The organism is Solitalea longa, assembly GCF_002920915.1.
Taxonomy (GTDB): domain Bacteria; phylum Bacteroidota; class Bacteroidia; order Sphingobacteriales; family Sphingobacteriaceae; genus Solitalea; species Solitalea longa.
Genome location: NZ_PQVF01000008.1, coordinates 61,167 through 85,993, shown reverse-complemented (window position 1 = coordinate 85,993; position 24,827 = coordinate 61,167). Strand labels below are relative to the sequence as shown.

General features: G+C 37.4%; 21 protein-coding genes and 1 other RNA gene. 10 read left to right on the top strand and 12 right to left on the bottom strand.

Features of this window, described 5'->3' with window-relative positions:
* Positions 1-16: 16 nt before the first annotated feature.
* From lepA to C3K47_RS12335, 9 genes are all read right to left on the bottom strand, one after another.
* The gene (lepA, locus tag C3K47_RS12375; protein ID WP_103789456.1) at positions 17-1,804 is read right to left on the bottom strand and encodes a translation elongation factor 4; all 1,788 of its coding nucleotides are present in this window, start codon (positions 1,802-1,804) and stop codon (positions 17-19) included.
* Positions 1,805-1,935: 131 nt separating this feature from the next.
* Positions 1,936-4,143: a DUF4954 family protein gene (locus C3K47_RS12370; protein ID WP_103789455.1), complete on the bottom strand. Its 2,208-nt coding sequence runs from the start codon at positions 4,141-4,143 to the stop codon at positions 1,936-1,938.
* 17 nt (positions 4,144-4,160) lie between these two features.
* Positions 4,161-5,996 (bottom strand): glutamine--fructose-6-phosphate transaminase (isomerizing), encoded by a 1,836-nt coding sequence (gene glmS, locus C3K47_RS12365; RefSeq protein ID WP_103789454.1) that lies wholly within the window; start codon positions 5,994-5,996, stop codon positions 4,161-4,163.
* Positions 5,997-6,487: 491 nt separating this feature from the next.
* On the bottom strand, positions 6,488-7,864 hold the full coding sequence (locus tag C3K47_RS12360; RefSeq protein WP_103789453.1) for a sigma-54-dependent transcriptional regulator: 1,377 nt from the start codon (positions 7,862-7,864) through the stop codon (positions 6,488-6,490).
* A 56-nt stretch (positions 7,865-7,920) separates the two neighbouring features.
* An RNA gene (gene rnpB, locus C3K47_RS12355) (RNase P RNA component class A) lies at positions 7,921-8,335 on the bottom strand.
* 13 nt (positions 8,336-8,348) lie between these two features.
* Positions 8,349-8,771 (bottom strand): c-type cytochrome, encoded by a 423-nt coding sequence (locus tag C3K47_RS12350; RefSeq protein ID WP_103789452.1) that lies wholly within the window; start codon positions 8,769-8,771, stop codon positions 8,349-8,351.
* A 25-nt stretch (positions 8,772-8,796) separates the two neighbouring features.
* Positions 8,797-9,459, bottom strand: coding sequence for an SCO family protein (locus C3K47_RS12345; RefSeq protein WP_103789451.1), 663 nt, complete (start codon positions 9,457-9,459; stop codon positions 8,797-8,799).
* On the bottom strand, positions 9,440-9,910 hold the full coding sequence (locus tag C3K47_RS12340) for a hypothetical protein (protein ID WP_103789450.1): 471 nt from the start codon (positions 9,908-9,910) through the stop codon (positions 9,440-9,442). Before C3K47_RS12340 ends, C3K47_RS12345 begins: the two co-directional genes overlap by 20 nt.
* 403 nt (positions 9,911-10,313) lie before the next feature.
* The gene (locus C3K47_RS12335) at positions 10,314-11,210 is read right to left on the bottom strand and encodes a LysR family transcriptional regulator (RefSeq protein WP_103789449.1); all 897 of its coding nucleotides are present in this window, start codon (positions 11,208-11,210) and stop codon (positions 10,314-10,316) included.
* Positions 11,211-11,311: 101 nt separating this feature from the next.
* Between C3K47_RS12335 and C3K47_RS12330 the strand changes: the two genes are divergently transcribed.
* Positions 11,312-11,932, top strand: coding sequence for an NAD(P)H-dependent oxidoreductase (locus C3K47_RS12330; protein WP_103789448.1), 621 nt, complete (start codon positions 11,312-11,314; stop codon positions 11,930-11,932).
* Between the two features lie 179 nt (positions 11,933-12,111).
* Here C3K47_RS12330 and C3K47_RS12325 read toward each other — a convergent pair whose 3' ends face one another.
* The gene (locus C3K47_RS12325; RefSeq protein ID WP_103789447.1) at positions 12,112-12,285 is read right to left on the bottom strand and encodes a phosphatidate cytidylyltransferase; all 174 of its coding nucleotides are present in this window, start codon (positions 12,283-12,285) and stop codon (positions 12,112-12,114) included.
* Between the two features lie 213 nt (positions 12,286-12,498).
* Between C3K47_RS12325 and C3K47_RS12320 the strand changes: the two genes are divergently transcribed.
* The 7 genes from C3K47_RS12320 to C3K47_RS12290 all read left to right on the top strand — a co-directional run bounded on the left by C3K47_RS12320 (position 12,499) and on the right by C3K47_RS12290 (position 18,733).
* Positions 12,499-12,864 (top strand): DUF2200 domain-containing protein, encoded by a 366-nt coding sequence (locus C3K47_RS12320; RefSeq protein WP_103789615.1) that lies wholly within the window; start codon positions 12,499-12,501, stop codon positions 12,862-12,864.
* Positions 12,865-12,944: 80 nt separating this feature from the next.
* Positions 12,945-13,805, top strand: coding sequence for a CPBP family intramembrane glutamic endopeptidase (locus C3K47_RS12315; RefSeq protein WP_103789446.1), 861 nt, complete (start codon positions 12,945-12,947; stop codon positions 13,803-13,805).
* A 4-nt stretch (positions 13,806-13,809) separates the two neighbouring features.
* A complete protein-coding gene (locus C3K47_RS12310) occupies positions 13,810-14,841 on the top strand; it encodes a serine hydrolase domain-containing protein (protein WP_103789445.1) in 1,032 nt (343 codons plus the stop codon).
* A gap of 158 nt (positions 14,842-14,999) precedes the next feature.
* Positions 15,000-15,224: a hypothetical protein gene (locus C3K47_RS19560; protein WP_103789444.1), complete on the top strand. Its 225-nt coding sequence runs from the start codon at positions 15,000-15,002 to the stop codon at positions 15,222-15,224.
* A 416-nt stretch (positions 15,225-15,640) separates the two neighbouring features.
* Positions 15,641-16,072, top strand: coding sequence for a hypothetical protein (locus tag C3K47_RS12300; RefSeq protein ID WP_103789443.1), 432 nt, complete (start codon positions 15,641-15,643; stop codon positions 16,070-16,072).
* Between the two features lie 574 nt (positions 16,073-16,646).
* The gene (gene tdcB, locus C3K47_RS12295; protein WP_103789442.1) at positions 16,647-17,642 is read left to right on the top strand and encodes a bifunctional threonine ammonia-lyase/L-serine ammonia-lyase TdcB; all 996 of its coding nucleotides are present in this window, start codon (positions 16,647-16,649) and stop codon (positions 17,640-17,642) included.
* 632 nt (positions 17,643-18,274) lie between these two features.
* Complete coding sequence (locus C3K47_RS12290) at positions 18,275-18,733, top strand: tungsten formylmethanofuran dehydrogenase (protein ID WP_103789441.1); 459 nt, start codon at positions 18,275-18,277, stop codon at positions 18,731-18,733.
* Between the two features lie 698 nt (positions 18,734-19,431).
* Here the strand turns inward: C3K47_RS12290 and C3K47_RS12285 are convergent.
* Positions 19,432-20,841 (bottom strand): phosphohexomutase domain-containing protein, encoded by a 1,410-nt coding sequence (locus C3K47_RS12285; protein WP_103789440.1) that lies wholly within the window; start codon positions 20,839-20,841, stop codon positions 19,432-19,434.
* Between the two features lie 216 nt (positions 20,842-21,057).
* On the opposite strand from C3K47_RS12285, the gene C3K47_RS12280 reads away from it, so the two are divergent.
* A complete protein-coding gene (locus C3K47_RS12280) occupies positions 21,058-22,371 on the top strand; it encodes an aspartate kinase (protein ID WP_103789439.1) in 1,314 nt (437 codons plus the stop codon).
* A gap of 7 nt (positions 22,372-22,378) precedes the next feature.
* Positions 22,379-23,533, top strand: coding sequence for a diaminopimelate decarboxylase (gene lysA / locus C3K47_RS12275; protein ID WP_103789438.1), 1,155 nt, complete (start codon positions 22,379-22,381; stop codon positions 23,531-23,533).
* Positions 23,534-23,648: 115 nt separating this feature from the next.
* On the opposite strand, the gene ruvB is transcribed toward lysA, so the two are convergent.
* Entirely contained in the window at positions 23,649-24,674 is a 1,026-nt protein-coding gene (gene ruvB, locus C3K47_RS12270) for a Holliday junction branch migration DNA helicase RuvB (protein WP_103789437.1), read from the bottom strand.
* Between the last annotated feature and the right edge of the window lie 153 nt (positions 24,675-24,827).

Here is a 24,827-nt window from a genome sequence, read left to right as displayed (position 1 = left end):
ATAACTCTAAATATTATTAATCTAATTTAAGTACGGCCATAAACGCCGATTGTGGAATTTCTACCGAACCAACTTGGCGCATACGTTTCTTACCTTCTTTTTGTTTCTCTAACAGTTTACGTTTACGCGAAATATCACCACCGTAACATTTAGCGGTTACGTCTTTACGCATCGCTTTCACCGTTTCACGGGCAATTACTTTTGCACCAATTGAAGCCTGAATAGCAATTTCGAACTGTTGACGAGGTAATAACTCTTTTAACTTTTCGCAAATCTTTTTACCAAAGTTATATGCATTGCTTCGGTGAATTAATGACGATAACGCATCAACCGGATCACCGTTAAGTCGAATGTCCATTCTTACTAAATCAGACTGACGATAACCAATTTGATGATAATCGAACGATGCATAACCTTTGGAAATTGTTTTCAATTTATCATAGAAATCAAATACAATTTCACCCATTGGCATCTCAAACACCAATTCAACACGGTCAGAAGTTAAATATGACTGATTTACAATTGTTCCTCGCTTTTGAATACAAAGCGATAAAACAGGCCCAACAAAGTCGGCTTTGGTAATAATATTGGCTTTGATATAAGGCTCTTCAATCAGGTCAAGCTTACTCGGATCGGGCAGGTCAGAAGGGTTATTTACAATAATTTCTTCTTTCCCTTTTGTCATGTAGGCTTTATAAGATACGTTGGGAACGGTAGTGATTACGGTCATTCCGAATTCTCGTTCTAAACGTTCCTGGATAATCTCCATGTGCAGCATTCCTAAGAAACCACATCGGAAACCAAATCCAAGTGCTGCTGAAGATTCCGGTTCGAAAACAATAGATGCATCATTTAACTGAAGCTTATGCATTGCTTCGCGGAGCTCTTCAAAATCCTCGGTATCAACAGGGTAAATTCCGGCAAATACCATTGGTTTAACCTCTTCAAAACCAATAATTGCTTCACCCGGGTTGTCTACTTTGGTAATCGTATCACCAACTTTCACTTCACGAGCTTCTTTAATACCCGAAATGATATAACCCACATCTCCGGTTTTAATAACGCTCTTTGGTTCTTGGTTTAGTTTTAAGGTACCAACCTCGTCGGCAATATATTCTTTCCCGGTAGCAACAAATTTTACTTTATCGTTTTTACGAATTTCGCCGTTAAGTACTTTAAAATAAGCGATGATACCACGGAATGAGTTAAAAACTGAATCGAAGATCAAAGCCTGAAGTGGGCCATCAGGCTCACCAACAGGGGCAGGAATACGCTCAACGATCGCTTCAATAATTTTATCGACACCTAATCCGGTTTTACCTGAAGCAGGAATAATTTCGTCACGATCACAACCAATTAAGTCAACAATCTGATCCTTAACCTCCTCAGGCATGGCGCCAGGAAGATCCATCTTATTCAAAATAGGAATAATATGAAGATCATGTTCTAATGCTAAATAAAGATTTGAGATTGTTTGTGCTTGAATTCCTTGCGAGGCATCAACAATTAATAATGCACCTTCACAAGCTGCAATTGAGCGAGAAACTTCATACGAAAAATCTACGTGGCCGGGAGTATCAATCAAATTGAAGATATAATTTTCTCCAGCCACTTTATATTCCATTTGAATTGCATGGCTTTTAATAGTAATTCCACGTTCTCTTTCCAGATCCATATTATCGAGCAACTGTGCCTGAGCATCGCGCGCACTGATGGTTTTGGTGTATTCTAATAAACGATCAGCCAGGGTACTTTTACCATGATCAATATGGGCAATAATGCAGAAGTTACGAATGTTCTTCACTCAAAAATTATTTAAGTTTAAGTTGATTTGTCTGGTTTTCAATTAGTTATATCGAAGCACAAAAATCAACAGGCTGCAAAAATACGCTTTTAACGCATATTTCCGCAGCCTGTTCAATATTTAATCTCTTGTTAAAGAGCGTTTACCGCAATTTTATATTGGGCTACCTGTTCTAAAAATTTCAAATAATTGTTCTGAACCGTTTTAATAAATTCATTATCGTTAATACTTCCTACTACCATTTCCATTTCTTTATCGTTGTCATATGGAAGTTTTCGGAACTCACTTATATAATCTTTATTGCGAGAATCAAAGGTCCGGTCTTTTACTTTAGCCGCAATTTCAATGGCCCAGTCTAACCAATTATTCCACAAATTTTCAATTTCATAAAGCGATTGTACCTGATGCAGTTCTTTCAACGCTGCGAATGCATATTCAGCCTTACGCTGCTCATAAAACCGTTGAAGATAATTGTAATGGTCATGGATCTTATTCCAGCTGCTTAAAGACCCATCCTTGATCTTGTTCTTTAATTCTACCAAATCATGCTCCGCCACTAACTGACCTCCAAGATTGATCCATTTACAACGTTTGGTTTCGCCAAGACGCGCGGTAATTTGTTGTAAAGTTGAAAGCTTATGAGTTCTGGCGTATTGGATAAGTGTTTTTATTGCAAAATAATGGATCATTTCGCGATATGAATCATAGGCTTCCCCAGGTTTTAAGATGATAGATTTGCGACTGTTGGCTTCAATAATTCCACCTAAAATCTCAATCTGATTCAGTTTCTTACTATGGTTTGTAATAACCGAACGTCCGATCTCTTTCAAGGGTTTACCAGCCAATCCATTTAGCTCTTTCTTACGGGTCTGGTCAGCTCCGGTCCAAATTTCGAGCTGTTCCATTGCGTTAAAGATCTCTTCTATGGTATCAGGTGCAAGGTAATCAAACTCAAATTCCTGGTATTTTACTATCCGTGCATCCCTGGCCAAATATTTCCATGAATTGCGGGCCAAGGCGTACATATTGTACATCCACCAGTATGCAGGAATAATTTGAAGAACATGATCACGTTCATTAACCGAAACTAATGAAAATGGAAGAATGATATTTAGCTCAGCAGGGTAGGATCCTTTGGCAAGTAAGGTAAAGGAAGCAAATTTGCTGTTATGCTTTAGGCTTACACATAACCCCGGCCAAAATCCACGTCCGGCCACAATCTCTCCGTCGTTTGCTCTTGAGTTATGGTTCGATCCAATTGTTGCACCAGCAGCAATATTACTTTGTCCTAAAACAGTGGCAGCAATTAAGAACGAATTGTTGTGATGCTGCTCATGTCCAGGATAGATCAGGCAATTTAAAACCTCACAACAAGAAATAGTAGAGTTTTCACCCAGGATTGAATTGATCAAACGGGCCCCGTATTTCAATGATGAGTTGTTTCCTAATGAAAAACGTACAGCTTTTACTCCATAAAATATTTTACAACCATAACCAATAATACCATTAACTAATTCTACTCCTTCACCGATTTGAGTGCAGCTTTCGAAATTACTGTTAATAGTAAGGTTCTTTAATTTATTAGCCCCTTTGATATAAGCTCCATCGCCAACTTTTACATCTTTTATGATCTGGCAATTTTTGATCACACATTGCTCTCCAATGGTTCCATAATAGCCTCGGACTAATGGAAACTGATGTTGTGTAAGTTCGATGAACTTTTGCATCAATTCTTCATCATCACGATATTTTGACCATAAGAATGCATCACTTGTAAGCATGCCGTCGAACGGTAAAATTTTGCGACCGCCATTTTCATTGCATACTTCCAGCCAAATACGAATCGATTCGTCTTCTCCTTCTTTTATAATTCCATTACCAAATTTTGAATGGTTGGAAACTTGCAATTCGTTTACATTAAAGAGAATACTTTCGTTGCCAATAATATAATGCGAAACATAGTTTACATTATTAAGGGAAACGTTATTTCCTAAATCGCAGGAAACGATAGTGGAGTTGTATAAACCAACCGGGTAACGCATATCATGGTATTCAAGAAAGTACTCTTCCAGATCGCCAATACGGATTAAGCCGTAAAAGTTACAGTTGCGTACATAACTTGGATTGAACTTATCGGTTACCCAAATGTTTGTCCATTCATCAGAAAGGTTATTGTTAGCTTGTAACAACTGAATTTCATCACGGCGCAGCTGACGATACTTTTTCGTTCCTGATTGTTGAAAACGAATATAGTATTCGTCTTTTCCATCAGGAATTTGGGCACCTGAAATGAAATTGTGTCCAAGCTGAAGCATGGAATCTCTTTTAATTAAAGCCATAGAGAGAGAGCGTTTTTTTATTCTACTGTTACTGATTTTGCAAGATTCCGTGGTTGATCAACATTGCAGCCTCTTAATACTCCTGTATAATAAGCGAATAGTTGTAATGGGATTACCGTTAATAACGGTGTTAAGATCTCATCAGTTTCCGGAATTTCAAAAACATGGTCGGCAAGTGATTTGATTACCACATCACCTTCGGTTACAATCGCAATTACTTTGCCTTTACGAGCTTTTACTTCCTGAATATTGGAAACAACTTTTTCGTAAGTGTGATCTTTTGGAGCAATGAACAATACCGGCATTTCTTCATCAATTAAAGCAATTGGGCCGTGTTTCATCTCCGCAGCCGGATAACCTTCGGCATGTATGTAAGAGATCTCCTTAATTTTCAACGCGCCTTCCAGAGCAATCGGGAAATTATAGCCACGGCCTAAATAGATCATGCTTGTGGCATCGAGATAAAGGCTTGCCAGCGATTGAGTTAAATAAGAATTGTCTAATATGGTTTGAACTTTTGAAGGGATCTGATCAAGCTCATTTAAAAGTGATCTGTACTTTTCATTATCAAGCGTGCCTTTTTCTTTGGCAACCTGTAAAGCGATCAGGTATAAGACAGTAAGCTGGGCAGTAAAAGCTTTTGTACTCGCAACGCCAATTTCTGCTCCGGCGTGAGTGTAAACACCTGCATGTGAAGCGCGAGGAATTGAGGATCCAACTACGTTACAGATACCCAAAATAATGGCACCCATTTCTTTGGCTTTTTCAATGGCTACCAGGGTATCAGCTGTTTCACCCGATTGAGAGATGGCAACTACTACATCGCCGTCTCTTATCACAGGACTACCGTATCTAAATTCAGATGCAAATTCAACTTCCACCGGAATTCGGCAAATTTCCTGAAATAAATACCTGGCCACCATGCCGGCATTTAATGAAGTTCCACACGCAATAATAATAATGCGCTTCGCATTGCATAATTGATCAATATACTCACGTAAACCGCCCAATCGTACTTTACCTTCTTCAGCTAATAAACGACCGCGCATACAATCTAAAATTGTTTTCGGCTGTTCAAAGATCTCTTTCAGCATATAATGCTCAAAGTTTCCTTTTTCAATAGCTGCAAGTTCTATATCCAATTCTTTGATATAGGTATCGTGAATATTATTTTGAAGATCAGTGATCGTTAATTTTCCATTTTTTATAACGGCAACTTCGTAATCTTTTAAATAAACCACCTGCTTGGTGTATTCGATAATTGGAGTTGCATCTGAAGCCAGGAAAAACTCATCTTTTCCAACACCAACTATTAAAGGTGAACTTTTACGTGCTGCAATAAGCAAGTCAGGATTTTTTTGTGACATAACAACAATTGCATAAGCACCAGTTACCCGTGTTAAGGCAATTCTTACTGCATCTTCAAGAGAACAGTTTAAATTTTCTTGTATGTCTTCAATAAAATGAATTAATACTTCGCTATCAGTATCGCTCTCAAAAAAATGACCCTTGCTTTGGAGTTCTTGTTTTAACGTCGCATAGTTTTCAATAATACCATTATGAATAATAGCAAGGTCTTTTTTATCAGACAGGTGAGGGTGGGAGTTACGGTCGCAAGGTTCGCCATGTGTGGCCCAGCGTGTATGTCCCATACCAATCGTACTATCTATTTTATTGTTTAAAGCATGCTCTTCAAGATTAATAACTTTCCCCTTTTTCTTATAGATTGTCAGATCAGGATTCATTACAGCAATACCGGCACTGTCGTAACCACGGTATTCTAAACGTTTAAGGCCGTTAATTAAAATAGGTAATGCTTGTTGATGTCCAACATAAGCGATAATTCCACACATAATACTAAAGTTTTAAAGGATTAGGTTGTTCCAATGCGAACTCATTCAAAAATTCAGATAAAAGTTAACAACTGATAACTTTTAGTAGAGCAATGAGACACAATGTATATGCCATTAATCAGGGCAAAATTATTTTATTAATAACTGTTGGAGAAAAGCATTTCAGAAGAGAAATTTAAGAAATATGAATGTTTTTTTCTTTTAACTAAAACTTAGTGAAATTTTCAATGTTTGCTCATATTGCATTATTAATTTTCATAAAATATAGTTAATTTTTTAAAATATTTTAATCAATTCTTTTAATATATTATTAAAGGTGAAAAAAAAGACAGGTAAAAATGAATTTTTAACTAGTTTTATAATTTGTTAATATATAATAGTTAAAATTATTGATTTGACAATAAAAATAACAAATCAATTAATTTTTAATAAATCAAAAAAGCAGGAATCACTTCCTGCTTTTTTAAAATGGGTTAATTAAAAGTTCATCTTTAGTTTATACCAATTTCCTCTCGTTTTAAACCGAACTTTTCTATTTTACTATACAAGTGACTTCGTTGTATATCTATCTCATCAGCTGTTTTTGAAACGTTCCAATTATTCTTTTCGAGTTTATGCTTGATAAACTGTTTTTCAATATGATCTTTGAACTCCTGAAACTTGGTAAAGTTTTCAAAATCAAATCCTTTTTCTTTCGTTGTCGAAGATTGCGGCGAATGAGAAAAAAGTTGCACTTCTTTATCCGTGATCACTTTATCGCTCATAATGATCAATCGCTCAATCATATTGTGTAATTCCCTGATATTTCCCGACCACTCCAAATTTTCAAGAGCTTTAAGTGCCTCTTTAGTCAGTTGTTTTCCAGGCATTCCATAATCAATGCAAATTTCTTCAAGAAAATTCTCTGCTATTAAAGCAATATCACTCTTGCGCTCTTTTAACGGAGGTACATTGACAATAATTACGCTTAAGCGGTGGTAAAGATCGAGACGGAAATTACCTTTGTCAATTTCTTTCAAAAGATCTTTGTTGGTTGCTGCAATTACGCGTACATCCACTTCAATTTCACGTTCACCGCCAACTCGGGTGATCTTGTTTTCCTGCAGGGCTCTTAAAACTTTGGCTTGTGCCGAAAGACTCATGTCGCCAATTTCATCCAGGAAAAGTGTTCCACCGTGGGCTGATTCAAATTTTCCGATCCGTTGTTTAATTGCCGAAGTGAAGGAGCCTTTTTCATGGCCAAATAATTCACTTTCTATTAATTCTGATGGAATTGCCGCACAATTAACTTCAATAATTGAGCTTGATGAACGATTGCTTTTTTCGTGAATCCAACGGGCTACCAATTCCTTACCGCTACCATTGGGCCCGGTTACTAAAACGCGTGCATCAGTAGGAGCAACCCGGTCGATGGTTTCCTTAATTTTTTGGATTGCTGGCGAATGACCAAGAATTTCACGGGTTTTGGATACTTTTTTCTTTAAAACCCTGGTTTCTGTTGCCAGTGCACCACGATCCAGCGCATTTCGAACTGTGATTAATAACCTGTTAAGATCAGGTGGTTTAGAGATAAAATCGAAGGCCCCTTTTCTGCTTGCTTCTACAGCTGTTTCTACAGTTCCATGGCCTGAGATCATGATGAATGGTAAATCCGGATTTGTTTGTTGAGAGCGTGTTAGCACTTCCAACCCGTCCATTTTGTTCATCTTGATGTCACACAGAACCAGGTCATAGCTGTTTTTGGCAATTAATTCAAGGGCAGATGCACCGTTATCGGTATCATCAACTTCGTAATTCTCATACTCAAGAATTTCGCGCAAGGTATTACGTATACTGCGCTCATCGTCAACGATTAGTAATTTTGCCATTTCGTAAATATATAAAACCCCACAACTATTCAAAATAATAATTGTGGGGTTTATATAAAAAATGCAAACGTGTAAGCCGGGTTCTGTTTCTCCCGAAATGCATTTCGGGGTTATCTGTCATTTATCTGGGCCAATCGTTGCCAATTGGCTCTAGCAACCTACCCTTCCCGACAAAGGCCTTACGGCATTAAGGAACGAGCAATTCCTGGATCGGGATTTATTTGGTCTTTCAACTCCTGAGGTTTACCGCGATGCCGGTCGCCCGACAAAGCCGTGAGCTCTTACCTCACGTTTTCACCCTTACCCCGTATCAGTTAAACGGACACAGGGCGGTATCTTCTCTGTGGCACTTTCTGTCCTCATCCTGATCATTGATCAAAATAAGTCCTTCCCGTTAGGAAGCAGGATGCTCTATGTTGCCCGGACTTTCCTCTCTTTCCGTTAGGAACTAGCGACAGACCAGTTTGCATTGCAAAATTATAAATTAAGGGCACTTTTTCAGGTCTTCTTCCACCTGATTTATGGTGTAAGCTGGATGATGGTTGCCCCAGGTATTGGTAATAAACGTAATAATTTCAGCTATCTCTATCGTACTCAGGCTGGTATAACCCGGCATTATTCCATCGTACTCTTTACCATTAACAACAATTTTACCTTTTTTTCCATGCTTAATCATGCATGCCAGTTCAGTTGTGTTATTTTTTAAGTAGTCAGAAGTGGCCAAAGGTGGGATCAATTCGCCTAAACCCTTGCCATTATCCATGTGGCAATTCTGACAATACTTTTGATAGAGGTATAATCCTTCTGCATAGTACTGCTTTTCTTTGATCTCTTTGGGATTGGAACAAGCCGCCATTCCGCCAATGATCGTTGAAATGAGCAATACGATGAGTGTTATTTTCTTCATTAGCTGTTTAAATTTAAAAGACCTTTTATTTTTTCTGACCTTCGTTTAAAAGATTGTCGATATCGATCATCATTTTATCTACAGCCTCCGGATTGGTGCCATCATAAACGCCGCGGATGTGGCGATTTTTATCAATTAAAATAAACGCACCTTGATGTACAATTCCTCCCGGAGCAGCGTTATCTTCCTTGGCGGTAGTTAAATAGCTATGTTCTGCTAAGGCATAAATAGTATCCCTGTTACCGGTCACAAAATTCCATTGAGTATCATCAACGCCGATTTTATGCGCAAATTTTTTCAGTACGGTTACCGAATCATGACGAGGGTCGATGCTGTGTGAAATAATGCCAAAATGCGGGTTGCCTTTAAACTTATTATATACCACCAGCATGTTTTTCTTCATAATGGGGCAAATTGTAGGGCAGGAGGTGAAGAAAAAATCGGCTACATAGATCTTGTCTTTAAATGTATCGTTGCTCACCCATTGGCTATCCTGATTTACGAAGCGAAATGATTGAATAGTTTGATAAACGGTATCAACCACTTCCTTTCCATTAACAATTTTTGAAACAGGTTCTCGTCTGCCTAAAATGGGCAATTGCTCAGAACTTGTATTGTTGCAGGCAATGGTAAAAAGTAAAATTGCAAGACTCGCCAAAGCAAGCAGATTATTTAATTTTTTGGTCATTTAAAAGTTGTTTTGCTTCTGAAATAGACTGATTGAACTCCTGTTTCACTTTTTCAATATCTTCTTTTCCATTTTTCAAATAGGTCATTATTTCTTTATGCGACTTATTTTGAAATTTCTCATCCAAATCGCTTGTGAAATCATGCATCCAATCAGACATATGATTACTTGCTGTATCAATTTTGGCTGAAATACCGTTAATATGGGCTCTTAATTGAGTGGTATCAAGAGCAGGGTTTGCTTTTTTCAAGCTATCCATTTTGGTACCTAATGTATTGATCTTATTTTTTAATGAGAAAAGCTCTTCCTGTTTAGGCATTACTTCGTCATGAAGTGCCATGCTTTCCGAAAACAGATTTTTTTCCTGTTCCTGATCTTTTTTCTTTTGACTGCCACAAGAAACCAATGCCAGCATTACGCAAGAGGCGATAAAAGGAGTTATTTTTTTCATGAAGGATTGTTTATAAATGTTGTTCCGAACTTCAGCGGAATATAGCCTGAAATTGAGCGAAGCAAAAATATAAAATTGTTATGGTAGATAGTTGTGTTAATTATGTAAGGATATTGTTAATAAGAGTAGTTTTGAAACGATTTAGTTTTATTCGAGTTTTGGCACTCCAGCTCGCACGCGTTGCAAACTCGCACGAGCTAAGAGGACGGAGCGATCTTTATTGTCTTAATGTATAAATTGTACTTTGGCCAATCAACTTCTTATTATTGATGTCTTATAAGTACAAAATCAATAATAAGAAGATTAGAATCGAGTTAAAATCTCAATGCAGAATTTCGCACGCGTTGCAAACGCGCGCGAGCATGGGACTGTTTCATTAACAATTATTTTCTTCAACGATTCTTCAAACCATCACTTTTTTAAACAAACCTTTAATCAATTCAATTTCTTTGGAATAAGAGGAATTTTTTCGGCATCCAAAATAAAGGGTGTTTTTAAGTGGTTGATGACCTTTCCAAATCAGTGCTATCTGACCATTTTCGATCTCTTTGCTACATAAAAAGTCGGGAACTACAGCCAACCCTTTTCCGCTTCCCAGGCAGCGTACAATGGAGCTGAGATTAGGAACAATAAAATTGGGCCGAAAGTCGGGTGTATGTCCAAAATTAAGTTGCCAAAAGCGGAACAAATGTTCCATATCTCCGGTAGTTCCGTACCACTTTTGCTGTTTCAGCCATTGCTCAGCATCTGCATAGTTTTTCTTCTTTACTGATTTTTTAAAATCTTCAAGGTCAAGGTCTTTTCCACCCACCAAAACAATCGTTTCTGAAGAAAATGCCTGCAGTTCAATATTGGCCGACCCGCCTTTTTGAGGCGTAATGATCAGGTCCAAAATACCCTTATCAAGATTTTCAAGCATTTGGTGGTAATCGCCAAAGCGGATAATTACATTAAATGGAAGCGTAGCGATGTATTGTTCAAGCGTGATCTGGAAGGTTTCAAAACACATACCGATGCTAATGGTTGGCGTATGCTTCTCGGTGCTGCGCTGGAAATTTTTCTCCGCTTCTTCAAGCGTTTCGAGACTTTCGGCAATAGCATTGTATAGTATCTTGCCTCGTTCGGTGGGTATCATTTTTCGCCCTGATCGCTCAAAAAGCTTGTAACCTACGTAGTTTTCTAACGAACTTAAATGAAGGCTTACGCCAGGCTGAGAGACAAACAGCGTTTCGGCAGCGCCGGTAAGGGTGCCTTGCTGAAAGATGGCTTTAAAAGTCCGATACCATTCCAGGTTGACCATTTTTGTTTCTATTATAATTCTGATACAAATGTATAAATTATCCTATTTTAATAATACAATAGTGTGCCGTAGTTTTGTCTTGTCATTAATAATAAAAGAAAATGAAGAAAATATTTGTCATCAATGCCGGTCAAAATTTCGGGCACTCAAGCGGAAGATTTAACAAAACCATTACTGCAGAAACGCTGGCTTTTTTTGAGAGCAGGGAGGATGTGCAGGTAATGAAAACCGATATTAGTAATGGATATATTCCAGAAGAGGAAGTGCAGAAATTTGTTTGGGCCGATGTTGTCATTTATCATACTCCAATATGGTGGTTTCAGCTACCTAATGGTTTTAAAAAATACATTGATGAGGTATTTACTGCCGGACATCAGAAAGGCATTTATTACAGTGATGGCAGAAGGTCTGAAAATCCTAAGATCAATTACGGTACGGGCGGTATGCTGAAGGGCAAACATTATATGCTTACCACCACTTGGAACGCTCCCGAAACTGCTTTTACCTTGCCAGGTGAATTTTTCAATGAACACAGTGTTGATGAAGGTCCTTTATTCGGATTTCACCGAATGAATGCTTTTACAGGAATGAAACCTTTGAAAAGCTTCCATTTTCATGATGTTGAGAAAAATGCCGATGTTATCAGGGATATGGAACGATACAGCGAACATTTAAGTAAAACCTTTTCAGAAGTGCAAAGCTTAGTTTCTGAAGCTTATTAATCACCATACGAAATAAAAAAAATTTAAGCCTTTGATAATCAAAAGAAGTTTCAGCATTGGTTAATGGTAAATAATAACCCAATTTGGGTAAAAACAAAACCCTTTATCCCTGAATTTTAAACCACAGAACTTCATAGAGTTACTCTGAGTAACTCTATGAAGTTCTGTGGTTTAATTCTTTATTTTCTTCCTATAAACATTCTTACCACAAATATTAATAATCCAATAAGCAAGGCAACCATTAATATTCCTGTCCATACACCGGCTTTAAAAATAGCTTCAATGGCAGCGCAGCCTGTTAACGATACTATTAGACAAAGAGCTAACAGTGGATAGATCTTAGATAGTTTCATACTGTTAAGTTTATATGTATTGTTACAAACCCTTAGCCAATAAATGGGGTGTATTATTCCCCATACAGCGAATCATCCCAATTTTTCTAAAAGACTAACAGATGATTCCTTGTGGCATTTGTTAAACTGAATAAATACTTAAATTCGGCAGACGGTAGCAACGTTATACGAGCTCCCAACCCGAAATCGAAAAAATCAACAAAAAACCAAGGTATGAAAACAACTCCCGAGCACGATGAGCGAATAGCCAAAATGAAATTTGCATCAGTATATCCACACTATATCACAAAAGTTGAGAGTAAAGGCCGGACAAAAGGAGAATTACATCAGGTAATAGAGTGGCTGACCGGTTTTGACGACAAAAAACTGCAAGAACTTATTGATGAGCAAGTAACCTTTGAAACGTTCTTCGAGCGGGCAAAATTGAACCCTAATGCTCAGTTAATTACCGGAGTGATATGCGGCTATCGTGTTGAAGAAATTGAAAATCCCTTAACTAAACAAGCAAGGTATTTAGATAAGTTGGTGGATGAATTGGCCAAAGGTAAAAAGATGGAAAAGATCTTAAGAGTTGGGTAAAGACGGATGGGCACTGAAAGATTATAATCCATAAAAAACTCTAGGGTAGTGCAAACAGCCTGTTATCATTATTAAATATTTTGACAAAACAAACTTTAGAACCGGTAAGCAAGAGCAGCAATTTGAACGCTTGGGTTAAAAGGCATCAGATAATAAGTTTTGTACTTCTTGCCTTTTTATTCTCCTACTTAATAGGTGGGGCTTTTAATGTATTTACGGCTCAATGGAGCTTCCCTGGTATAATTTCCATTTATTTACCAAGACTTTTGTTTGTTATCGGACCTTCCTTTGGGGCTGTTACAGTTTCTTTTTTAAGCCATGGAAAACCAGGTGTTCGAAATCTATTTCAGAAATTGATTCCGAGGAAAAAAGACATAGGCTGGTTTTTATTGTTACCTATTATTGGCACTGTAGTAAATATTTTATCTTTTTTAATGGCTGGTTTATCAATAAACAGGCTATGGGATATTTTTACTGATGGTTGTTTATTACTTGTGCTGCACCTGATGATTCAGCTGCTTTTCATTGGAATAGGGGAAGAATTAGGTTGGCGCGGATGGTTACTCCCAAAATTAACCGATAAATATTCGCTCACTGTTTCTATGTTGATCATTTTTATTGTGTGGGGCACCTGGCATGTTCCGATCTTATTTATGGGAGCGGATGTAGTTGTTCCATGGATGTTTGTCATAATTGCGGCTACTATTCTACTTACGTGGATATGGATTCAATTGAAAGGTAACCTCTTTGTTGTGGCCATAGCCCATGCCTCCATAAATAGTTCTCAATTTTTCATGGAGAGTCAAATTGGCAAAGCTGAAACGCAGCTTCTTTTGGATAGTTGGAGAATCAATGGCTATTTATATTTATTGATGGGTATGGTTTTTCTCTTTTTCATGAGAAAAAATTTAATAAAATCATATCCACCTGAAACAACTTGAATATATGAAATACAATAAACGCCCATTCAAAATAATTATCGTATCCATTGCAATCAGTTGCTCCCTGTTATTTGTACCCTGGGTTATGGTACGGGCATGGTTAACACCATTGCCAGATACTGTTCAGGAGCAGGTAAATGAGGCATTAAAATATAATTTAGATGGTATTATAGTGTATGTCGATCAGGCCGGTAAGCCACCTGCTTTTTACGCAGCAGGCTGGAAAAGCAAAGAGAATAAAGTTCGGGCCGATGCGAATGCATTATTCAAAATTGCCAGTATTAGTAAACTATATATCGCGGCAGCTACTGTTAAATTGGTAAATAATAAGAGTTTGTCGTTGGATAACACGCTTGCTGAACTTTTGCCCGATTTGGCTGGAAGGATCGAAAATTCAGATAAAATCACCCTGAAAATGATGATACAGCATCGAAGTGGTATTCCAAATTTTACTGATGATCCTAATTTCCCATGGTTCAAACCTTTTACGAGTAGCGAATCGTTAAAATTGGTTTTGGATAAACCTGCAGATTTTAAACCGGATAGCCGTTATCGTTATTCTAATACAAATTACCTGCTGATCGGGATGATCCTTGATAAAACATTGGGGTATAGCCATCGGCAATATATAAAAAAGGAAATTTTGGAGCCTCTTAAACTAACACACACTTATGGTTTACTGAGCGAGGTGAATTTAGAAGATGTTGCCAGCGGATACACCACCGGATATGCTGAAGATTTAAAGAAGTTTGATTATGTAAACGCAGGAGGATCAATGGTTGCCACAGCACAGGATGTTGGGATTTTCTTGCGGGCTTTGAATGATGGGTCTTTATTAAATGATAAGGAACAGGCTATTTATTCTTCAGTTTATACCTATGAACATACGGGTATGTTACCCGGATATCAAAGTATTGCACGATATCATAAGGACATTGATGCGGTAGTCATTCAGTTTGTAAATACCAGCGGCGGAAATTCCTGGACAACCTCCGAAATTGTTTATAATAAGATCTTGAAAATTCTTAGGAGATAAGAAGAACTGGCTTAAAACCTTTTCTGGAAGTTAAAATGCAGAACCAGCAAAGGAACGGTGCCAACAAGGCAACTTGTCGGAAACGGGGATTTATAGGAAATTGGATGGATGCTGATTTATTATTGATTATCCAAAATAAGCGATAGGAGAAATAATCTATGAAATACAATCTTGACTTTTATACTCAATACAGCCAATTCTACATCTGCGACAAAGATTCGCCTTGTAACACTGACTCTGACAGATTTTGGACTAATGAGGCTCATGAAGATAGAATGGCGATCGAAGAAGGAGTTTTAGGAATCGGAACAGAATGTTACGGACCTGTTAAAGCGGAACTTTTAGTTAGAGAGCTACCAAGAGAGAATATTGACTTAACCTGATTTGACCATGTAGTAGAAGCAAGCATAAAAATTGAGTCAGGTACTTTTCAAATTTTAGATTGTCCAAACTCTTCAGTTGAATTAGAATTTCAAGTAGAACCTGCAGACTATAGGGTAAGAGTGTATTCTTTTAATCTGGAATCCGTTGATGGCGATGAAGGTGAAGATTTTTATAGCATCGAAATATGGCCTGAGAAAAATTCAAACAGAACGGTCCTAAAAAGATTCGTAAGAAAATAACACTGCACCTAAAATGAACGGTGTTAAAAATCAAGAATAAACCACTCGATTTTCAGCATAATTCTCCTTGAAAAGAATTTCCGATTTATCTAAATGTTAGCATTAAGGCCAAAAGGAATATGAACCCAAACCACTTTATAGGCAATAAAATTTTTATACACTATTAACATAAGTAAATGAAGAAAACAATTATCGTAGCATTATTATCATTTTTTTTCATTCAAGTACAAGCCCAAGTGAAGTATTTGAAAGACGAAGCGGCCACACAAGATCTTTCAAAAAAAGTGACCCAATTATTCCTTGAAAATAAAATTTCGACATCATTTAGTGAGTTGATCTTATATTGGCCATTACCCAAAAATGAAGTTGATGCTTTGGAGGAAAAAACCATTAAATACCTAAATTTAATAGAGGAAAGATTTGGCAAACCCATAGGCTTACTTAAAATTAGCAATGAGAAAATAGCAGATATAGCTATCAGAGAAACTTACTTGATTCGATATGAAAACACTGCTATCAGGCTAAAATTCACGTATTATAAAAACAATAATGGATGGATTCTCAATGCCTTTAAATGGGATGATTCTTTTACAGAAGAATTCAAATAAATATAGATACATCCCAGCTCTTGATTTAAGTTTTCAATACTAGTTAGCAAAACCACCTTTTAAATGAGGGTGGTTTTGTTGGTTTTATAGAGTTGTTTTTTATAGATCTGGATGTGTTTATTGATTCTTATGACCTCAACACGCCATTCGTATACATATTAAACAGGTTTTTAAATCCACTATTTATTCATGTATTATTATTGATAAACTTCGATAAGACTTGGATTCTATTTAATTGAAATATTTTTTCACGAAATTTAACCAACCAATATTAGAGTAGGTTTATTCAATTCCAAACACATACTAATACTTCGATTTTGCCCCAAGCAATTAAAAGACCTTAATCGTATTGAAAAAAAATCACTGCTGAAACCAATGAGTGCTATTGCTGAGTGTCATTGTCATTTGTGGGGCCATTCTACTTAGAAATACAACACGAAGGACTAGGTGTTTTACTAAATGGAATAGATGACGTTGCTTCTGGAGATATGAATCCTTACAAAGGAACTATCACATTCGAACAAAATGTAACAACTTTAGACTTACAATTAATTGGGTTAGGAGGATTATTTTAATGGAAACTTTAAAGCAAATTCTATCAATTCAAGAAATCAAAGAAGCACACAAAACACTGAAAGGCATGGCACGTAAGACGCCAATTGTGAAATCTTTCTACCTCACGGCAAAAACCGGGGGAGAAGTTTACATGAAATTGGAAAATATGCAGCTTACAGGTTCTTTTAAATTTCGAGGTGCGTTCAATAAAATTTCTAGCCTTTCTGAATCAGAAAGAGCAAAAGGTGTGATCGCTTGTTCTGCGGGAAACCACGCCCAAGGTGTCGCGCTTTCTTCTAAGTTAGCAGGCATTAAAAGTAAAATTGTCATGCCTGAATCTGCCCCTAAAGCAAAGGTGGACGCGACTCGTGAATATGGTTCTGAAGTCATCCTGGCAGGTGCAACATTTGACGATGCTAAAGAGTTTTGCGGAAAAATTGTTGCTGAAACTGGCGAAACATTTTTACACCCCTATGATGATGTAAAAGTAATGGCTGGACAAGGAACCATCGGCATTGAAATTCTAGAGGATTTATGGGATGTGGAAACGGTTGTTGTTCCTGTTGGCGGCGGCGGCATCATTGCAGGTGTTGCTGTTGCTCTTAAATCATTCAATCCTAATATTAACGTAATTGGGGTTCAGGCCGAAAACGTTCATGGCATGAAGGCTTCAATAGACGCAGGAAAAATCGTGAGCCACTTTATCGCACCTACAATGGCTGACGGATGTGCTGTTAAAGTACCTGGTACATTGACTTATAATGTCGTACAGCAATATGTCAACGAAATCATCACGGTGACTGAAGCTGAGCTTGAACTCGCTATGAAAGACCTCCTTCAACGCGCAAAGGTAGTGGTTGAAGGTGCTGGAGCTTTGGCAACAGCCGCACTCCTTTCCGGAAAAATTGACAAGTATGTTAATGGGAAAAAAGTTGTTGGAATCGTTTCCGGGGGGAATGTTGATTTACAAAGGATCTCCTCCGTTTGTGAACACTTCTTTGGTGTAGATGCATAGCTTAAAAAAGCTAAATGGTATTATGAAATTCAGTTTTCAAACCGACCAGTCCTGTAAAAAGCAAATAAAAAGTTAGACCAAATTAAAAAGGCCTAATTAATTGACCTGTTTTCAAATGGTCGGATGTATGGTTTTGGTATATTGATAGGTATTATTGTATTATTCTTTCTAAGTACAAAATTTAGTGTAGTTGAACCTCTGATTTCATATGTTATTTATATAGTTTCAATACTTGTTTTTCTTATTGTGACAAGTATAATTTCCTATAGCAAACTTAAAGCAAATGATTTTCCAGATACTTATATAAAATCCTATTTGCTCTCAACTTCTTTGAGATTTATTGGATTAGTGATTTTCTTTGCCTTAATAGAATATTAAAGAAAAGCATAGCTTAAATGTTAAACCGAACCACCTTTTATATACAGGGTGGTTTTTTGTTTATCGGCCTAAACAAATCCAGGCAAATGAGTACGAATGATATTCTGTATGATCAGAGTTGTTTCATTTGAATGGGTTGGTCATTTATACTATAATGATTGGATTTGATGCAGCACCAGGTGCTCTAAGTTTTAATGATCGGGCATTTATTGAATTGAATAAATACTTAAATTGGACTTGTAAATATTAATATTATGAAAAAGTTGCAATTCAAAGTAAGCATCAATGCACCTGCGACCAAGATTTATGATTTTATGCTTGGCCTCAGCAGTAAATCAACTTATGAGCAATGGACTGCTTTGTTTAACCCGACATCGACCTATGAAGGCAGTTGGGGCAAGGGGAATAAAATTCTATTTATTGGAGTAGATGAGAAAGGAGAAAAGGGAGGTATGGTTTCAAGGATAGTTGAAAACATTCCCAACCAATTTGTTTCGATTCAACATTATGGTCTTTTTAATGCTGGCAAGGAAATTACAGAAGGGCCAGAGGTGGAAAAATGGGCAAACGGTTTTGAAAACTATACCTACGAAGAAAACAATGGAACTACAACCGTTACTGTTGATTTAGACACTACTGAAGATTTTTTAGATTATATGAACGAAACCTACCCAAAAGCACTCGAAAAGTTGAAAGAACTTTGTGAAAAATAACAATTTCGATAGCTATCGGGATTAAAAAGGCAAAGAAATAAACACAGCCTATAACAGCACCTCTCAGCTAGCGCGCGTTTGCAACGCGTGCGAAAAACTGGTTAGTGTTTGTAACACAAAATAGAAAACAAAATAATAGTGCTTGAGTATATCCTCGAGCATTATTATTTTTTAAAGTATGTATTATATTTTCGGCACCCGACAACCTATTACCAATGTCTGATTAGTATAAAGTCAAATAAAGAAGAATAGAATCGAGTTAAAACTCAAGAGGTTATTCCCACGAGTGGCAAACGCGCTCGAGCAAGGGTTTTAATCGTGTTATGAAGTTTTAGTTTTAATGAATTAAGCTTGAAAGCCTAAGCAGGTAACTCTGCTGAAATTGCAGGAGTTTTCTACCGCTGTTTTGCTTTAACGGATAGTACCTGGTTAAAGAAAAAGGCGTAATTCAGTTCTTATCATTAAACAAAGCAAACGTGGCTTTATGAATTTTTTATGAAGTTACTTTAGAAGGAAATTTTAAAAACAGGTAGGAAAGGAGTGATAAATCTGGTTTTTTGTGTTGAAAACCAATTATTTATCATGCGTAAAAAGGTGTGGATTTTTTTTTTTCATTATGACCATCATCAGATGAATCCTGAAGGAAAGAAAAAAAATAATAAAAAAAACCTCCTTTTTGAGAAGGAGGTTTTTATTGATTAAGCTAACAAGGTAGCTTTTGTTGCGTCTAATATTTTAAAGGCTGCTTGGGATGTTGGAGCCTCTGCGTACACCCTCAAAACCGGTTCGGTACCCGATGGGCGAATCATTACCCATGAGCCATCGCCAAAGTGGAATTTGAAACCGTCCATATCTTCCACCGAGCTTACTTCAAAAGAGCCAAATGATTTATATGATCGATTTTGGCAAGCTGAGATAATTGCCTGTTTTTTATCTTCAGTTAAATGCAAATCATAACGTTCAACAGCAAATGAACCAACAATAGCATAAACTTCTTCAATCAGGTCATCAAGAGATTTACCGGTTTTAGCCATAAACTCCCAAATAGTTAAACCGATCCAAATACCATCGCGCTCTGGAATGTAACCCGCAATTGCTAAACCTCCTGATTCTTCGCCACCCACTAAAACTTGTTTACCTGAGTTCACCATTAGATCGCAGATGTATTTGAAGCCAATCTTTGTAATGGTATGCGGCAGGTTATAGGCCTTACACAAATCGGCAATTTTTTGTGTACAAGAGAATGTCGTGATCACATCTCCATTTAAGCCCTGGTATTTATGCAGGTAGTGGATCAGTAATAAGAGGATATGGTGTGAATCAACGAAATTACCTTCGGAATCGTATAAACCAATACGATCGGCATCACCATCAGTAGCTAAACCAGAATCAATATCACCACTAAGCTTAATCAATTCCGAAAACTCTTCCAGGTTTTTATGAATTGGTTCAGGTGCCTGTCCGTCGAAACCCGGATTGTGCTCGCAATGTAAAAATGTAGCATCAGGGAACAAACGACGCATCACATTTTGACCTGCACCATACATTGCATCGTAAGCAAAGTTCATCCCTGAGTTACGGATCGCATCCAAGTCAAACTTCTCTTCAACATGCTTTACATACATGTCTTCAAGATCAATCAGCTCAATTAATCCTTGTTTTTTATATTCTTCAATTGATAAAAGCTCTAATGGTACACCACTTGGAATAAGGTTTTCCACTTGATCGATCATATCCGGAGTAGCAGGTCCGCCATATGAAGCTTTGATTTTATATCCGTTATAGGCAGGAGGGTTGTGGCTGGCAGTAATGATGACACCCAGATCAGCCTTTAAAAGCGTGGTTCCCAATGAAACCATAGGTGTTGAAACAAAATCTGTAGATGACAGAAACACTTTGATACCCGCGTTAGCAAACACTTTGGCGGTAGTTTCGGCAAATAGTTTACCTGCAAAACGAGGGTCGTTACCGATTACTACCGAGCTTTTTTGCTTATGCTCTTTTAACCACAATGCTGTTCCGTATGCAACTCTGGTAACGTTTTTAACGGTAAATTCCTGGGCTATAATGGCACGCCATCCGTCGGTGCCGAACTTGATGTTTATCATAAATTTTTAATTACACGGCTAAATTAATGAATCAATAAAAAAATATCAGTATTTTGGCGAAATTTTAATTTAAGGTAGTATTTAAACGAATCCTTTCAAGAAATTGTTGGTATAATTTATTAATGTTGAAATTTTATCAACCATCTGGCAATAAGGAAGAATACAAACCAGAACCATTACTCAAGTATAATTTTTTTTAATTATTCACCCCTAACAATGAAAGTATTAAAGTTTGGAGGAACTTCTGTGGGTAGTCCGGAGCGTATGCGCCGACTAATGGACATTATAAACCCTAATGAACGTCAAATTGTTGTATTATCGGCCGTATCAGGCACTACTAACAACTTGGTTGAGATCAGTGAAGCTTATAAAACTGATAAGAACAAGGCCGTTGAGTTAATTGACAATCTTAAGTCTAAGTACATTGTATTTATTCAAGACTTATTCCCCAAAGAAGATTTTTATAAGAAGGGTAGCGATGTAATTGAAACGTATTTTGGTACCTTATATTCATTTGCCAACGAATCATCATTTACCGTTGCACATGAACGAGCCATTTTAGCTCAAGGGGAACTGATCTCTACTAATTTATTTACTATTTATTTAGGTCAGATTGGCATTGAAGCGGTTCTTTTACCGGCCTTAGAGTTTATGAAAATTGATGAAGAGTCGGAGCCGATCGTTCCTTTCATCACCGAGAAATTAACTCCGATGTTGGAAGCTCACCCTGAAACTAAACTATTCATTACACAAGGTTTTATTTGTCGTAACCCATATGGCGAAATCGATAATTTAAAGCGTGGGGGCAGTGATTACACGGCTTCATTAATTGGCGCCGGCATTACCAGCGAGGAAGTTCAAATTTGGACGGATATTGATGGCATGCACAACAACGATCCGCGTATTGTTAAAAATACTCGCCCAATTGCACGTTTATCATTCGAAGAAGCTGCTGAGTTAGCTTATTTCGGTGCAAAGATCTTACATCCTCAAAGTGTATTGCCTGCACAGAAATACCGTATTCCGGTTCGTCTTAAAAACACGATGGATCCGACTGCACCAGGTACTTTAATTGATGCTCAACGCAGCGAAGGTGAGATTAAAGCTGTAGCAGCAAAAGATGGCATTACCGCTATTAAAATTCAGTCGAGCCGCATGTTAATGGCCTATGGCTTTTTACGTAAAGTGTTTGAAGTGTTTGAGCGTTACAAAACTCCAATTGATGTTATTACAACATCAGAGGTTGCAGTTTCGGTTTCTATTGATAAAACAGATAACCTGAAAGAAATTGTAGCAGAATTGAACGACCTTGGAGCAGTTGAAGTAGATAAAGATCTTACCATTATCTGTATTGTGGGTGATTTTGTTTCTTCAAAAACCGGTTATGCTGCTAAAGTGATCAACAGTATGAAAGAAGTTCCTATGCGTATGATCTCTTATGGTGGAAGTAATAACAATATTTCAATAATTGTTGATTCGAGTTTCAAACATTCGGCTTTATTAGATTTACACGAAGGATTATTCAATTAACAACCAAATGTTTTCAAACGAATTAGTAAATAAATTTCAGTCGCTCGAAACTCCGTTCTATTATTACAACGTAGCGTTGTTAAAAGAAACGTTGGAGGCTTGCCAAGCGGCATCATCAAAATATAACTTTCATGTGCATTATGCTTTAAAGGCTAATTTTGATGAGCGTGTGTTGCAAACTATCCGCTCTTATAACATTGGTGCCGATTGTGTAAGTGGTGGCGAGGTGAAAAAAGCAATTGAGATCGGTTTTGGGAAAGAAAAAGTGGTGTTTGCCGGTGTAGGTAAATCAGATGCTGAAATTAACTATGCGTTAGACCAGGATATCTTTTGCTTTAATGTTGAGTCGATCCAGGAGCTGGAAGTCATTAATGATTTAGCAGCAAAAAAAGGTAAAACAGCTCGTGTTGCATTACGTATCAACCCTAATGTAAATGCGTACACCCATAAATATATCACCACCGGTTTAGAGGAAAATAAATTCGGTATTAACCAATGGGAGTTTGACAAGGTGGTTGCTGCATTGCGCAACCTTTCGAACCTAAAATGCCTTGGTTTGCATTTTCACATTGGATCGCAAATAACTGATTTGAACGTTTTCAAAAGCCTTTGTATTAAGGTGAATGAAATTGTAAAATGGTTTGTTGATCGTCATGTAGAAATTAGCGTGATCAATGTTGGTGGTGGTTTAGGGGTTGATTATTATCATCCTGATACCAAGTCTGTTGTTGATTTTGAAACCTACTTTAAAATCTTCGATTCATTTTTAGAGCGCTCGGCAAATCAGGAAGTGCATTTTGAATTAGGACGTGCTTTGGTGGCCAACTGTGGTTCGTTGATCTCAAGAGTTTTGTATGTTAAAAATGGGCAGGTGACCAATTTCGCCATTTTAGATGCAGGTATGACCGAACTGATGCGCCCTGCATTATATCAGGCTTATCATAAAATTGAGAATATCTCTAAAACAAGTGGTGAAAAAACGAAGAACTATGATGTTGTAGGACCTATTTGTGAGTCGACAGATTGTTTTGCCAAAGCGGTGGAATTGCCTGAAACACAAAGGGGAGATTTGATCGCCATCAGAACTGCCGGTGCTTACGGCGAGGTTATGGCATCGAACTATAACTTAAGAGATAAAGTAAGAGTAGTTTACGGAGAATAGTTTAGTGATTTCGGGTTGAAAATTAGGAGTTACGAGTCAAGAATTCGTAACTCCTAACTCGCAACCCGAAATTATTTTAATTCGTGCAATTCGTCTAATTCGTGCAATTCGGTTTCTAAAATAGGGTATTTCCCTTCGAATGGTGCAGTCTTTTCAAATGCTTATAAGCTAATTCCGTAGCCTCACGACCCCGTGAAGTGCGCATTAAATAACCTTCCTGAATCAGATAAGGCTCATACACTTCTTCAATTGTACCTTCGTCTTCTCCTACAGCAGTAGCAATTGTTTTTAAGCCAACCGGACCTCCTTTAAACTTGTCAATAATGGTAACCAAAATCTTGTTATCCATTTCATCCAATCCGTGTTCATCAACATTTAATGCATCCAAAGCGTAGCGGGCAATTTCGGTATCAATGTTACCGTTTCCCTTCACTTGGGCAAAATCGCGAGTACGACGAAGTAGTGCATTAGCAATACGAGGTGTTCCCCGGCTTCGGCGAGCAATTTCAAAGGCGCCTTCTTCAGTAGTGGGTGTTTTTAAAATCTCAGAAGAGCGCATTACAATGCTGGTCAATAATTTTGCATCGTAATATTCCAATCGGGCGTTAATACCAAATCGAGCCCTTAAAGGCGCCGTTAATAATCCCGATCGGGTAGTGGCTCCAACTAAAGTGAAAGGATTAAGAGAAATTTGTACCGAACGTGCATTTGGTCCCGTTTCCAGCATAATATCAATCTTGTAATCTTCCATTGCCGAGTACAAGTATTCTTCCACCAAAGGGCTTAAACGGTGTATCTCATCAATAAATAGGATATCGCCTTCAGATAAATTAGTTAATAAACCAGCCAGATCACCAGGCTTGTCCAACACAGGTCCAGAGGTAATTTTAATACCGGTTCCCATTTCATTGGCGATAATATGCGAAAGAGTAGTCTTTCCCAATCCCGGAGGGCCATGCAATAAAACATGATCTAAGGCCTCTCCACGACTTTTGGCAGCCTTAACAAATATCTTAAGGTTCTCCAAAATCTTGGCCTGTCCGGTAAAGTCATCGAACTCCTGGGGGCGTAAAACCCTTTCAATTTCCTTTTCGTTAGGACTGAGCCGTTCGGCGTTTGGGTCAAGATTAGGATTCTGCATTAGTAATTTTTGATTTAGCCAAAAGTATTAAAATATGATTTTAGAAGTACAATTTTAGAAGTACAATTTTAGAAGTACAGTGTTATCCCGTTTAATTATTTATAGTGGAATACTTAGAGGAAATAATAGAATCGATCTTTGATAAAAGTAAAC